The organism is Alteromonas stellipolaris (assembly GCF_001562115.1).
Classification (GTDB): domain Bacteria; phylum Pseudomonadota; class Gammaproteobacteria; order Enterobacterales; family Alteromonadaceae; genus Alteromonas; species Alteromonas stellipolaris.
The window spans coordinates 4,537,497-4,550,894 of record NZ_CP013926.1; the positions used below are offsets into that span (position 1 = coordinate 4,537,497).

General features: G+C 45.0%; 12 protein-coding genes. 5 read left to right on the forward strand and 7 right to left on the reverse strand.

All coding sequences use genetic code 11. From position 1 onward, the window contains the following. Positions 1-15: 15 nt before the first annotated feature. On the forward strand, positions 16-1,161 hold the full coding sequence (locus AVL57_RS19215; protein WP_057795222.1) for a DUF748 domain-containing protein: 1,146 nt from the start codon (positions 16-18) through the stop codon (positions 1,159-1,161). A gap of 21 nt (positions 1,162-1,182) precedes the next feature. Here AVL57_RS19215 and AVL57_RS19220 read toward each other — a convergent pair whose 3' ends face one another. Beyond that, positions 1,183-1,443 carry a SlyX family protein gene (locus tag AVL57_RS19220; protein ID WP_057795220.1) on the reverse strand — a complete coding sequence of 87 codons (261 nt, stop codon included), beginning with the start codon at positions 1,441-1,443 and terminating at the stop codon, positions 1,183-1,185. 8 nt (positions 1,444-1,451) lie between these two features. Next, positions 1,452-2,429 carry a WD40 repeat domain-containing protein gene (locus tag AVL57_RS19225; protein ID WP_057795218.1) on the reverse strand — a complete coding sequence of 326 codons (978 nt, stop codon included), beginning with the start codon at positions 2,427-2,429 and terminating at the stop codon, positions 1,452-1,454. A gap of 151 nt (positions 2,430-2,580) precedes the next feature. Here AVL57_RS19225 and fkpA point away from each other — a divergent pair, with 151 nt between their 5' ends. Beyond that, the gene (gene fkpA, locus AVL57_RS19230) at positions 2,581-3,357 is read left to right on the forward strand and encodes an FKBP-type peptidyl-prolyl cis-trans isomerase (protein WP_057795216.1); all 777 of its coding nucleotides are present in this window, start codon (positions 2,581-2,583) and stop codon (positions 3,355-3,357) included. A gap of 268 nt (positions 3,358-3,625) precedes the next feature. Here the strand turns inward: fkpA and AVL57_RS19235 are convergent, their stop codons facing one another. Next, complete coding sequence (locus AVL57_RS19235) at positions 3,626-3,913, reverse strand: hypothetical protein (RefSeq protein WP_057795213.1); 288 nt, start codon at positions 3,911-3,913, stop codon at positions 3,626-3,628. A 175-nt stretch (positions 3,914-4,088) separates the two neighbouring features. Here AVL57_RS19235 and greB point away from each other — a divergent pair, with 175 nt between their 5' ends. Both greB and AVL57_RS19245 read left to right on the forward strand, forming a co-directional pair. After that, positions 4,089-4,574: a transcription elongation factor GreB gene (gene greB / locus AVL57_RS19240; RefSeq protein ID WP_057795210.1), complete on the forward strand. Its 486-nt coding sequence runs from the start codon at positions 4,089-4,091 to the stop codon at positions 4,572-4,574. Between the two features lie 162 nt (positions 4,575-4,736). Next, complete coding sequence (locus AVL57_RS19245; protein ID WP_057795208.1) at positions 4,737-7,112, forward strand: Tex family protein; 2,376 nt, start codon at positions 4,737-4,739, stop codon at positions 7,110-7,112. A 190-nt stretch (positions 7,113-7,302) separates the two neighbouring features. Here AVL57_RS19245 and AVL57_RS19250 read toward each other — a convergent pair whose 3' ends face one another. From AVL57_RS19250 to bioH, 3 genes are all read right to left on the reverse strand, one after another. Then, positions 7,303-8,349: a putative metalloprotease CJM1_0395 family protein gene (locus AVL57_RS19250; RefSeq protein ID WP_057795206.1), complete on the reverse strand. Its 1,047-nt coding sequence runs from the start codon at positions 8,347-8,349 to the stop codon at positions 7,303-7,305. A 17-nt stretch (positions 8,350-8,366) separates the two neighbouring features. Continuing rightward, positions 8,367-8,699 (reverse strand): hypothetical protein, encoded by a 333-nt coding sequence (locus AVL57_RS19255; RefSeq protein WP_057795204.1) that lies wholly within the window; start codon positions 8,697-8,699, stop codon positions 8,367-8,369. Between the two features lie 198 nt (positions 8,700-8,897). After that, a complete protein-coding gene (bioH, locus tag AVL57_RS19260) occupies positions 8,898-9,716 on the reverse strand; it encodes a pimeloyl-ACP methyl ester esterase BioH (RefSeq protein WP_057795202.1) in 819 nt (272 codons plus the stop codon). A 161-nt stretch (positions 9,717-9,877) separates the two neighbouring features. Here bioH and AVL57_RS19265 point away from each other — a divergent pair, with 161 nt between their 5' ends. Beyond that, on the forward strand, positions 9,878-10,609 hold the full coding sequence (locus AVL57_RS19265; RefSeq protein ID WP_057795200.1) for a ComF family protein: 732 nt from the start codon (positions 9,878-9,880) through the stop codon (positions 10,607-10,609). Between the two features lie 73 nt (positions 10,610-10,682). Here AVL57_RS19265 and AVL57_RS19270 read toward each other — a convergent pair whose 3' ends face one another. Continuing rightward, positions 10,683-13,307, reverse strand: coding sequence for a M14 family metallopeptidase (locus AVL57_RS19270; protein WP_057795198.1), 2,625 nt, complete (start codon positions 13,305-13,307; stop codon positions 10,683-10,685). Positions 13,308-13,398 lie beyond the last annotated feature (91 nt).

Consider the following 13,398-nt stretch of genomic DNA (forward strand, 5'->3'; position numbering starts at 1 on the left):
TCTAAAGGAGTATTTATGAAAACCGCAAATCGTTACCTATTTATTTCACTCGCCACCATACTTGGGCTACTCATTATTATTCGTATGAGCATGCCTTATGCAGCGCAGTGGTATATCAATAAAACACTCAGTCAGCCGGGGGAATACAGCGGCCGAGTAGGTGACGTAGATTTAATGTTATGGCGCGGTGCTTATAGTTTAGAACACGTATTGTTGTACAAGTCGAACGGACAAGTAGACAAGCCATTGTTTCGCGCCGAAAAGGTTGAGTTCACATTAAACTGGAGCCAGCTGATTAAAGGTGCGGCAAGCGGAACGGTGAATCTTACTCGCCCTGAAATTAACTTTGTCGATGGTGCCACCAGCGACAACAGCCAAGCGGGTAAAAACGAAGATTGGCTTAACATTGCAAATCAACTGTTTCCATTAAGTATTGATAAACTTAGTGTGACTGACGGAAAAATTGGGTTTTATAACCCAGATACTTCGCCTGTGATTGATATCTCGCTGCACGATATTCAAGGTGAAGTAACAAATTTGGTAAACAGCGATGCGCTATCTGACAATCGGGTGGCTAACGCTTTAGTGACTGCGCAAACCGCTCAGCAAGGTACATTGAAGCTTGAAGCTAAGCTCAACCCTGCCACACAAAAACCCACTTTCGATCTCAATCTACAAGCCGATAACGTGGCACTCGTTAACTTTAAAAACCTGCTGGATACCTACGCGCCATTTGACCTAGAGGCTGGTTCACTTACGCTGGCTGCCGAAGTAGCTGCCGACGATGGTAAAGTAAAGGGTTACATAAAACCAATACTGCACCATGTAGAAGTATTTTCATGGAAGGGCGATATTGAGCAAGATGGTGATGGCCTACTTGAAGGTACCGTAGAGTTACTGTCAGCGTTTGTCACTGAGATATTTGAAAACCAGAGTGAAGATCAAGTAGCTACTCGTATTCCTATAGAAGGGGATTTGAGTAGCCCAGACACTGATGTGTTTAGTGCGCTAAGCGCCATTATTAAAAACGCCTTTATTCAAGCTATTAACGGCGACATTGAAGAGTCGGTAGAGCTACAGACTTTGTCTGAACCCGCACTGCCGGATTCAACAAAAACCGCAGACTCAAATAGCCAAAGCGCTAAACCCGATACTCGCTAGCTTTGTATGTTCTCGGGTGTATCAATAATGAGGAGGTGGTGTTTCTTCCGAGTCTTTGGCCATATTTGAAGGCTCAATTGACTTAACCTTGTCGATAACGTGACGTAACTTATAGGTAAGCTCATCGAGTTGCTGCTGCTGCGAAGACAACGCTTCGTTTAACGCCTCAATAGTGTGCTCTTGAAACGCTATTTTCGTTTGGAGCTCTTCAATACTATTGTTCGTACTATCGAGTTCTACTCGAAATGCGACGCTGTCAGTACTGCTGTTTTTATCTGTCATAATTTACTCTATTTACTGCGTTGCCATACTTCGGCAAGACCACTGCTGCTTTCTGTCACAATATTACCATCGGACATAAAGCCAACGCCATAAACAACTGCAGTTGGGGGTGAAACAGTATCTCGTGATGCAACCTGCCAAGCATCCACTTCTTTTCCACTCTTTAAATCCCATAAATACACTTGACGTGATGGTGAACCTGTTAGTAAATACTTACCATCATCAGAAAATACAGCATCAGTGAAGATTTTCTGCCTCGCAATAAAACTCAGCCCGCTAATTGCCTCGCCTGTTTGTACGTTCCACACTTGTGACTTATCTTGGCTATCGGCAGTAAAGGCAAAGCGGCCTTTGTCATCTAGCGCCACTTTGGTTACCCGAGAAGGATGCGTAAAGGTGTGAATTATTTGCCCTGTATCGGTGCTCCATAAATACGCGATATAGTCGTTTCCACCGGTGAGGGCAAACTTGCCATTTGGAGAAATATCGATAGAGTTCACTTTTTCTTGATGGCCCAAAAACTCTAACCTGCGCTGGGTTTTAGGCTCGAAAAACATGACTTTACCGTTAGAGCGAGCCACCAAGATACCATTGCCATTATTCGAAATGGCCACATCCCGAATAGATGCTTCGTCAATACGCCAAAAGCCAATAGGGTCGCCAGTTTCAATACTCCAAAGCGCAAACGCTTCTCTATCAGCAGTAACCACATGGGTATTGTCGGCGGATATATGTAACGAAATGACTAAATTATTACCTTCACCTTGATGACTCCATTGATACAGGGGCGTTTCCTCGCCTATACGCCATACGTTGATACCATTGTTAATGCCTGATACAACAGAAATAGTGCCATCAGCCGATATGTCAGCTGCATAGGCTCCCTCTTCAACGTGCCGCCATTGCTTAATTGGCGTGGTCTCAGGGAAGCTACATCCTATAGATCCACTTATTAATAAGGTGAGTAACAATAATCTGGGGAACATTTGAGCCCTAAACATAATCAAATAGGTTTCGCTTTGTGAATGCTAGGTTTAACATAGCATGGATCACGCATCTTTCACTATCGTGCAGACTGCCTTGGATGCAGCAGTTTAAACATAGACGCATGATGATAAAAATTTATGGAGACGTTTTATGCAGAAGTCGCTTGTTGCCTTATCTACTATTGCTGCCCTAGGCCTTTTTGCCTGTCAGCCAAATACCTCTGATGAGGCCGCTACTACCGGCACTGACATCGCTGAAACCGCCGATGTTTCAACTGAATCAATGACAGACGTGCAAAAACAAGCATACGCTATGGGTGCGAGCATGGGCTTGTTCGTGAGCAACCGCGCACAACAGCAAGAGCAACTGGGCTTTCCGCTAGATGAAGCTGCGTTAAAAGAAGGCTTTGAAGATGGCCTTAACGACACATTGAAATTTACCCCGCAAGAAATTCAGCAAATTGCTCAGCAAGGTGAAGAAGTACTTCGTGCTAAGCAACAAGAAATGGCGCAAAAAGCCGCACAAGATAATATTGAAGCCGGCGCGGCGTATCTAGAAGAGAACGCGAAGAAAGATGGCGTAACCACCACAGAGTCTGGCCTTCAGTATGAAGTGTTAGAAGAAGGTGAAGGCGCAAGCCCAGCAGCTGAAGACATCGTTAAAGTTCACTACCGTGGTACATTGCTAGACGGTACTGAGTTCGATTCTTCTTACAAGCGTGATGAGCCAGCTCAATTCCCACTTAACCAAGTTATTCCTGGTTGGACTGAAGGCGTTCAGCTTATGAAAGAAGGCGCGAAGTACCGCTTCCATATCCCTTCTGATTTAGCTTATGGCGAACGTGCTACCGGTTCAATTACGCCTAATTCAACGCTAATTTTTGACGTTGAATTGCTAGAAATCATTAAAGAAGAAGCTGCTGAGTAATATCACGCAGCGCTTCAATCCCGCGTAGCGGCTACGTTTTGCGTTCGCCACTGCTAATAAAAGCCGATACTTTTTAAAGTGTCGGCTTTTTTAATGCGTTAACTGATGGTAGTACTTAAATGAGTGGATGCGCTGCACCATAGCCATTGCTACAAATACAGCAAATGCACACCTTGCGTGGAAGGTGTATTAGACGGTTAGCCATTCGATAACTCGCTATTTATGCAAAAAATCGTGCAAAGTATCGTGCAATATACTGACCACCAATTTAAGTATGACGTGGTGGTGCACGTCGCCGTTCACGCTGTACTTTAAATACCGCAAAGTGATTTAATAGATATTGTCCAATCTTATACATCAACAAGCCTATCACGAGATATCCCGCTGTTATCAGGCTGTCCATCCGAACGACAATATCAAGCAAGCCATACAGCACCATTAACGCGCCCGTTAAAAACAGCATGAAGCCAGCAATAGTACCGCCCATTGAACTGTTAGTTGCAGCTTGGCGCCTGTCTACAGGCTTTTTTTCCACCTTTCGTGCATCATCTTCCATTCGAGTTTCCCGCTCATTAGCCGGTTGTTATATATACTGCGACAACAACCTAAAGGTTTATGTTCAATATTTGCACAAAGTGGTTTAAATGGGAGATTTCGACGCATTTGTTTATTGCGTTCTATTAATTCACCCACATACACTAGCCATAAGATTTCAATTTAGCTAAATAATTGTGAAAACACCACTGATAACACGAAAAGGATATTTGAAGCTAAAACAGGAGCTTGACCATTTGTGGCGGGAAGAAAGGCCCGAAATCACACGAAAGGTCACGTGGGCTGCTAGCTTAGGCGATCGTAGTGAAAACGCAGATTACCAATATAATAAGAAAAAACTACGTGAAATCGATAGGCGAGTACGTTACTTACGTAAGTGTTTGGAAAACCTAAAAGTCGTGGATTATAGCTCCCAGCAGGAGAATAAAGTTTATTTTGGTGCTTGGGTAGAAATTGAAAATGAACAAGGGCAAGTGCTAGAACTTCGCCTTGTAGGTTACGATGAAATCTTTGGCCGTCGAGATTACATTTCTATCGACTCTCCTATGGCCCGCGCTTTAGTGGGGAAAGAAGAAGATGATGACGTTACGGTAAAAACTGAAACTGACGTAAAAGAATGGTGGATAAACCGTATTTGGTACGATCCAACCGATAAACTGTAATAAAGTTAAAACGTTTTCCATGAATACTGACCATACAATCAGGCTGCTCCTGACCCGTCGCGGTGGTATAATTGCCGCCAGTTATTCCAACTAGAATGAAAGCGGTGTAAAAAGGCTAATGCTAGCCACTACATCCTTATTTGCTATTGCCTAGAGCGTATTATGATTATTAACAAAATTGCCGAAGAACTTGCCGTACAAACTTCTCAAGTCAGTGCTGCGGTGAAGCTTCTTGATGAAGGTTCAACGGTGCCGTTTATTGCACGTTACCGTAAAGAAGTAACACAAGGGCTAGACGACACTCAGTTACGTACGCTTCAGCAACGTCTTACTTACCTTCGTGAACTAGAAGACAGACGCCAAGTCATCTTAAAATCTATTGATGAACAAGGAAAACTGTCTGATGAGTTAAAGCGCAATATTACCGGCGCCGACAGTAAGACCACCTTGGAAGACTTATACTTACCCTTCAAGCCTCGTAGACGCACCAAAGGTCAGATAGCCATTGAAGCAGGCCTTGAAGGCTTGGCAGATACCTTATTTTCCAACCCTGACCAATCTATCGACGAATTAGCCGCTGAATATGTTAATGCCGAAAAAGGGGTTGCAGATACCAAAGCAGCTCTGGAAGGCGCTCGCTTTATTTTAATGGAACGGTTTGCTGAAGATGCAGCACTGTTAGGTAAAATTCGTAGCTACCTTGTTGAAAACGCGCATATTAAAAGCACAGTAGCAAACGGTAAAGCGCAAGAAGCCGTTAAGTATAAAGACTATTTTGAACACAGTGAAAAGTACAAAAATGCACCTTCACATCGCGCCCTTGCTATGTTTCGTGGCCGTAACGAAGGCATGTTGAACATTCAACTTGATGCCGACCCACAGCAAGATGATGCCAGTGCGCCTTCTCACTGTGAACACCTTATTGCTAGCCACTATAATATTATGCACCGCAACCGTCCTGCAGATGATTTCTTAGCCCAAGTAGTGCAGTGGACGTGGAAGATTAAAATCGCCTTACACATGGAAACTGAGCTATTCAGTGGTCTTCGTGAGCGCGCTGAAGAAGAAGCGATTGAGGTGTTTGCTAAGAACCTTAATGACTTACTAATGGCCGCTCCTGCTGGCGCTAAGACCACCATGGGCCTTGATCCTGGCCTTCGTACGGGTGTGAAAGTAGCCATCGTAGATAAAACCGGCAAAGTTGTCGCTAAAAATACCATTTTCCCCCATGCGCCTCAGAATCAGTGGGATAAGTCACTGCGTACGCTTACCACCGTGTGCAAGCAATATAAAGTTGAGCTTATCAGTATAGGTAATGGTACAGGTTCTCGTGAAACCGATAAGCTTGTAGGGGAAATGCTTAAAGCTAACCCAGAGCTAGGTGCACAAAAAATCATGGTAAGCGAAGCCGGTGCATCGGTTTATTCTGCGTCTGAATTAGCGTCAAACGAACTACCTGATTTAGATGTGTCTATACGTGGGGCAGTTTCCATTGCTCGTCGTCTACAAGACCCGCTAGCCGAGCTTGTAAAAATTGAACCTAAAGCTATTGGTGTAGGCCAATATCAGCATGACGTGAGCCAAAGCCAGTTAGGTAAATCTCTCGATCGCGTTATTGAAGACTGTGTGAACGCGGTAGGTGTAGATTTAAATACGGCTTCACCCGCGCTACTTAGCTATGTATCTGGGTTAAACAAGACCCTTGCAAATAACATTGTGCAATTTAGAGATACCAATGGTGCTTTCGGCGATAGAAAAGCGCTAATGAAAGTGGAGCGTTTGGGGCCAAAAGCCTTTGAACAAGCCGCTGGGTTCTTACGTATCGTAAATGGCAGTAACCCGCTAGATGCATCTGCGGTTCACCCCGAAGCTTATCCAGTGGTAGATAAAATTGTGAATACGGCCGCGGTTGCCGTAAACGACCTTATCGGTAACACAGAGCTACTGAAAACCTTATCACCTGATACCTTTACCAGTGACGCTTTCGGTTTACCCACGGTAAAAGATATTTTGAGCGAGCTAGATAAGCCAGGACGAGATCCTCGACCTGAGTTTAAAACAGCGACCTTTAAAGAAGGGGTGGAGACTATCAAAGATCTTACCCCAGGTATGATTTTAGAAGGCGTTGTGAGCAACGTTGCGAACTTTGGTGCTTTTGTTGATGTAGGTGTCCATCAAGATGGTTTAGTGCATATTTCAGCGCTAACCAACAAGTTCATTTCAGACCCGCGGGATGTAGTAAAAGCAGGGGACATTGTTAAGGTTAAGGTGCTTGAGGTAGACGTAGCACGTAAGCGTATATCCTTTACTATGCGACTAGAAGATACACCGACCTCATCAAACCAATCAGGTAAAAGCAATAACAGCAATGGCGCAGCTAACGCAAAGTCTAGTGGGTACCCTCGTGCTAATAATGGGTCTCAGCGTGGGAACCCTCGCGCAGATAAGTCAAACAAGCGTGGAGGCGGACAAAACCAGCAGCAAAACAGTGCTATGGGTAACGCCTTTGCCGATGCGTTCGCTAAAGCAAAGAAATAACGTCTAACGTTATTGTTTACACCCGCGATCGTCGTTTTAAAGTCAGCGTTTTAAAGCCAGCATGCATGCTGGCTTTTTTGCATTTGCACAGTGGAGGTTAGTATTTCTGAAAATAGTAGTGTTGAGAACGGGTTATTGGCAGTGAGCAGTAATCGAGATTAGATAAGCATTGAACGTTTATCATTAAGCGCTATGCGCTAGCGGAAAAACCTTCACGTACTGGTGTATAGGCTTGGGTGTAGAAGTTTTGAATGCGGCCAATACGGGCTGAGTTAGCTTGATTTTCCTGAACTTCATTACCAAAGGCTAATGAGCGCGTATCAAAACCACCACCAATCTCATTTGAAGCTTCACTGGTAGGGCTTTGTATTCCTTGGCTTACGGCGCTTTGCTCAACCGTTTGCGCTTGTAAAACGGCTTCATCTAATGCCCGAGTAGGGCGTTCGACACCCGCATTATCGGTAATTTCATCAATATCAGGTGGCGTAATCTCTGATGCGCTTGGCGCTACCGATGTAGCAGCGTTGTCTTCAGCAATTTCGCTGCGAGCTTCAAAAGATTTTTGCGTCGCTTCTGCAGCCACTTTTAAATCTTGCGCCGAAGGCTCAGCAGGGGCGAGTGCCGCGGCACGTACTTGCTGCATTTTGCGAAGGGTTTCTTCAGGGCTATTTAGCTCAGAAATATCAATAGACACTTCACCATCGGTAACATAACGTTTGTTATCTGGCCCCGTGGTATATTCATATTGCGGCGTCCCAGCGTATTGCCCACCCGCAGCGGCGTGCGCCTGCTCGTGGGTACGGACTTCTTGATCACGCGCCTCTAAGTTGCTTATCTCTTGCTGTTCTTCTTCTGTCTGCTGTTCAGGCTGTAAAGCTTGCTCACCAGAAGCTTGCTGATTTGATTCCTGTTGGCCTGATTCCTGTTGATCATGGGCATTTTGTTTGCCGGCGCTTTCATCAGAGCCATTGTCTTTTTGTTCGCCAAACACGCTTTCAAACGCGCTTTGCAGTTCAGTTTGGATTTGGGGGCGATCGTAGGTAACAGGCGCAGGCGTTTGTCCCGGATTACGAGCTTTGTCAGTGTCCGAACCTAGGCCTTTTTGCGATGCCCCTTTCTCTGCATCCCCCGACTGAGGAATGGTTTCACGTAATGCGTTGTCTCGTCTTGCAGACTCAGTATTAACGTTTGCAGTAGGGTACGCTATGGCCGTAAGGATAGGGGTAACAATGTTCACATTACACTCCTACACGACTACGCTAACGTATCAATAATGGTGCCTATGGTGTCATTAGCCACATCAAGTACCTTGGCGGAAGCCTGAGCATTAATACTGTTGATTTTCAATGACAACAGGTTTGTGGTGACATCATCCTGTGGAGTGGGAAGTATGTTGCGTATATTCTGTAAACTCTGGGTGGCAGAATTGGCTAAAACAGCCTGCGGATCACGCTCTGCGCTTGTGGTTTGCTGGGCAATATTAGACGCAGCCTGCGTTATACCATTACTGGCATTCTGCAAGCCGAATTGCCCCGACAAAATTGCCGAATTTATATTGTTGCTATTTACACCCGATATACCAGACATACACTACCTCTACACTCTCATGTGCAATTATTAACCAAATTGTACAAAATGAAAAGGTCTGTACCGCTCATTCACCTTAACTGGCTGTGAAAACGAGCAATATTTATTTCCCCGCGTCTAGTTTTTGGCTAGCAAGAAACTAAGGCGTATCCACTGACGTTCGCTACCCATCACATAACGCAGCTTAAAAGCACCGGGTCACGATGCTTTTTGTTGGTAAACGCTTGATGCAAAACTAAACAAAATATCGGCGCTTTGTTGGGGGTGAGAAATAAAGGGCGCATGCGCTGCATGGGGCAACACCACGGTATCGGCTTGAGGGTGCAACTCGCAGATACGATCTATACCACTGGTAGGCACTAAACTGTCTAAACGGCCATAAAGTCGAAGGGTTGGCACCGTTATGCGGCCAATGTCTTGACGTAAATCTTCTGTGGAAAGAATTCTTAAACCTTGTTTCAGCGCATGCTGGTCAGGTTCTGGGTATTCACTGATATGCCCACGAATGGCTTTGATATCTTGGCGGGCCGTATCACTTCCCATCGCTTGAATGGCTAAAAAGCGCTCTAGCGTTCTATTGTAGTTACTCTCTAACTGACTTTCGAACATAGCCAGTAAATCACCTGCAATGCCAGGCCAGCAGTGGCCAGCGATGAATCGAGGTGTAGAGGCTATTGTCACTAAACCTTTAAGAGCTAACCCTTTATTGCCGCTAAGTAAGGCTAGTCGTTGCGCCACCAAACCACCTAAAGACCATCCTACAACAATGCTTTCTGGTGGAATATAAGGCGCTATCATTTGTGCTAAAGACTCAGCGTTATAAGGGGAAGGCACATGCTGAGCGTTTTCGCCGAAACCGGGGAGATCAATAGTGGTAACTCGAAAGCTATTAGTTAAATAGGGAATAAACGAGGTAAAAGCGCCGCTATTCATACCCCAACCGTGAAGGAAAACCAGATCGTTTCCTGTACCTTGAGTTCGGGTGACAAGCGGTGTGTTTGTATGCAAATCTTTCACTGTATACATCCTTTGGCTGTTGCATGAAGAAGCAAACCTAATAGGCTGCCATGTATGCATGATTACCCATTATCTCAAAAAATGCTTAAAGACACGTTATCGTACTGAAGCTGCATGCGAGAAAAAGCGACTTAACATAAGAATTCAAAAATCCACGTATTATGAATCTTTCATGCTTACTATGTTATCAGGCAAGTCCTGCGCCAGTATGTCATTGGTGTGAACATGATATATTTTTTTTCTCGGCCAAAGAACACGGTCATAACTTACTGTCCTTTGGGCCAGTGGGTCGGCACGTCAAGCATAGTAGCTACAACGGGCTATCTGTACTGGCTTTACATACTTACCCAATAACCACCTTAATTCATGGCTTTAAGTTTCAACACTCACTGACTTCAGGGAAGGTATTAGCCAAGTGGTTTGTCGGTAAACAGCAACACTTAGCGCATCATACACCGCAGGTATCACACAACGCTGCGCAACTTCTCTTACCAGTGCCGTTAAGCTCCTGGCGGCTAGCAACGCGTCATTATAATCAGGCCGCAGTGCTCGCTAAATCCATTGGCGGTGCACTGAATATTCCCATTTGCACCAATTGGGCGATTCGACAAGGTATGTCTGCCCAGCATCATTTAGGAAAAGCACAACGGCTACAACATGCTAAGCAGGTGTTTTCATTAACGCCGCAGTGTATTGATAAATTAGTCGCTTCTAACCCTGCTCTTAAATGCATCGCCATTGTGGATGATGTTATCACTACCGGTGTCACAGTAAACGCCTTGGCAAGCCTATTAAAAGCGCGCTACCCGCAACTTAGCATTATAGTGTGGGCAATGACCTTTACACCGCCCCCAAAAAGCTCACTGTTGACGGCAAGAATGGCGGCAAGGTAGCCGAAACCAATACCGTTACCTTTTATTGTCTAATCAAAGTTAGCTATTTAAGCATTAGCTAAATAAAAATTAGCTACTTAAGAAAGCCAGACTGATAAATAGCATTACTCAACATTTTGTTCGTGCCATACCAATACCCTCGAAATTGCGTATTGTCGGTAAACCCAATCACCACACCTTTACCTTGCTTTGTGGTTATCACAGCAGGGGTTTCGGCAATAAGTTTCACCAATTTTTCATCACTGAAACCAGCCAGTAATGGCGCTGAGGTATAACGCGCTGGCGTAGTGAATGGCGTGTAGTAATTGTTCACCACCATATTGCTGGTTTTGAACATTGGCAATGTGGTGTCGGTATAACCGTAAAAAAGTGGATGGGTAATATCAATCTCAGCTTCATAAACCGCGCCTGCCACTAACTTTCTTGCATATAACGCCGATTTATCGCCAAATGTCAGTTTATCTTCATCAAACTCACTGTCTATTTCTTCTTGTTTTAAAATATCGGCGTTTAACCATTCGTTGGCGGCAAAATAACGAAGCGCAGATTTTTGTCCAATTAACACACCGCCATTTTCAACCCAAGTAGACAGTGCATCTCTCGTATCATTCGACAGCGAATAGCGGCCGCTGGCAAACACAATATGGGTATAGCCTGACTGTAGCGCATTACCTAGCTTTTGTTGCTCCACAATACTAACCGGCAGCCCCACTCGGGTATCAAAATAGTGCCACATTTCACCCACTTCATACTGGCTTGTGCCCTCGCCTCCCACTAACAGTACTTTAGGGGCTGAAATAGGCTGTATTGAACGGCTTCCAATGTCACTGCCCGTTGGCGTTAACCCACTGGCCAGTGCGTAAACCGGAATATTTAATGCACTCGCGTGTTCCGTCAACAAGCTAAGTAAGTTATCAGGCTGTGCTAATCCCGTAGGAATAACAATGCTTCCGGAGGTAAATGTATGACGCTGATTATTAACAAGCTTAGCTTCAAACGCATTTTCGCTACTTCTTACACTTACCCCTGCTTCTAATAACGATTGAAGCAAGGCTGGCGCGTAGTAGTCTTCCCATGAAAAAGCGTACGCATAGGCATTAGCAGGTAACGAATCGCTAAGCACTGGCATTGCTAATTGTGCATTGGCAGCCGTTTTAACGCTTCGCGCATCACGCTTTTCAACTGCTTCAAACGGCAAATTAAATGCCATCGCCATGTTCCACGATGACACATCGTAGAAGGTGTTATTTTCAAACGAGGTTTGGGTTGAGAATATGGACGTAATAAGTCGATACTGCGCTTGGGCGGCAGGAATATAGATAGCACGATTGGCGCTAAAGGTTTGTTTGCCTATTTCGGAATCTTTGCTGACAACTTCGAACTTAATGTTGTGTTGATTAAGCAGCGACAACATAGCGTTAAATCTACCGCTATCATTCGATTCTCCCACAATGTAACCGCTTATATCACCGTCTTGTGCTAGTGCTTGCGTGTCTTTAACAAAAGCAGACTGATAATCTAAAATAGCTGGCTTATTGGCAAGGGCACCTTCAAAGGTACTCAACGACGTTGTAATTTGATTCGATATGGTAGTAGAAAATGCCAATGGGCCATTGATAGATTCTTGCAAGTGTCCGCGAGAACTCGCTTGTTCGAATAAGATACCTATGCTGCCATGTAAATCAGGGTAGGTACTGCCCTTACCGGCATAAAAGTCGTCGAATGCCTCTTCCGAGAAATACAGCTTCCCTTGTTTATCAAATGCTTTGGCATGATAAGCCGCTAACGCTTCCGTTAAAGTTACGTTTTCATCCGGCGTGATCGGGTTTTTACGCGAGCGTACACCTGGTTGAAAAAAGTAGGTGCTATCGGTGCCCATTTCATGAAAGTCGGTAAGAATATGCGGGCGCCAGCGGTGAAATTGCTTTATACGCGCTTGCGACTCAGGGTGAGCCAACAACAACCAGTCACGATTTAAGTCAAACCAATAGTGGTTCGTGCGCCCTGATGGCCATCCTTCATCATGTTCACGGTTATTACTGTCTGTAACAAGTTGCTTTCCTTTGTGCATATTGGCCCACTGTGCGAAACGAGATAACCCATCGGGGTTGAAAGATGGGTCTAACAGCACAATATTGTTGTTCAGTAACGCATCGATGGGTGCACCTTGCCCAGCGGCTAAGTAGTAAGCTAGGGCTAACGCAGCATTAGAGCCTGAAGGCTCATTACCGTGAATGCTGTAGCCCATATAGAAAATAAGTGGGGCATCGGCTGTTACTTTAATGCCTGAATTCATGGCATTAATATGCGCAGTTCGCATGCTTTCTATGTTAGGGCGATTCGATGGCGCAGTAATGGTAAGTAGCAACAACTCACGATTTTCATGGGTTCTTCCGGTGACTTCTAATGAAATGCGGTCGGAATGGTCAGCCAGTACACGCATGTAGTGCGTGAGTTGATCATGACGCACATGCCATTGACCAATGTTCGCACCCAGTACTGATTCTGGCGTAGGAATATCTGGATTATAGGTCACATCGGTTGGTAAATAGGCCTGAACCGGTTTTCCGCCCTTATCGAGGGCGACCATATTGGCATTTACCGAATCTGATACGCACAAGGCGGTTAACACTACAAATGGCGCAAGCCATTTTGGGAAATTCGAGATTGTGGCGGTGCGAACCAAAGTTGCGAGCATAGTGATTTCCGTCTTGTCGTTATGCGGTTACATCGAAACTAGTCAATACTTGACTGTTTTAGTCAGGTAAATTTGTTATCATAAACCAAAT

Excerpts from the sequence above, each read along its gene's own strand:
- AVL57_RS19215 (WP_057795222.1), top strand. The coding sequence starts at position 16 with ATGAAAACCGCAAATCGTTACCTATTTATTTCACTCGCCACCATACTT.
- fkpA (WP_057795216.1), top strand. The coding sequence starts at position 2,581 with ATGCAGAAGTCGCTTGTTGCCTTATCTACTATTGCTGCCCTAGGCCTT.
- AVL57_RS19225 (WP_057795218.1), bottom strand. The coding sequence starts at position 2,429 with ATGTTCCCCAGATTATTGTTACTCACCTTATTAATAAGTGGATCTATA.
- AVL57_RS19270 (WP_057795198.1), bottom strand. The coding sequence starts at position 13,307 with ATGCTCGCAACTTTGGTTCGCACCGCCACAATCTCGAATTTCCCAAAA.
- AVL57_RS19235 (WP_057795213.1), bottom strand. The coding sequence starts at position 3,913 with ATGGAAGATGATGCACGAAAGGTGGAAAAAAAGCCTGTAGACAGGCGC.
- AVL57_RS19255 (WP_057795204.1), bottom strand. The coding sequence starts at position 8,699 with ATGTCTGGTATATCGGGTGTAAATAGCAACAATATAAATTCGGCAATT.
- AVL57_RS19245 (WP_057795208.1), top strand. The coding sequence starts at position 4,737 with ATGATTATTAACAAAATTGCCGAAGAACTTGCCGTACAAACTTCTCAA.
- AVL57_RS19220 (WP_057795220.1), bottom strand. The coding sequence starts at position 1,443 with ATGACAGATAAAAACAGCAGTACTGACAGCGTCGCATTTCGAGTAGAA.
- AVL57_RS19265 (WP_057795200.1), top strand. The coding sequence starts at position 9,878 with ATGAATCTTTCATGCTTACTATGTTATCAGGCAAGTCCTGCGCCAGTA.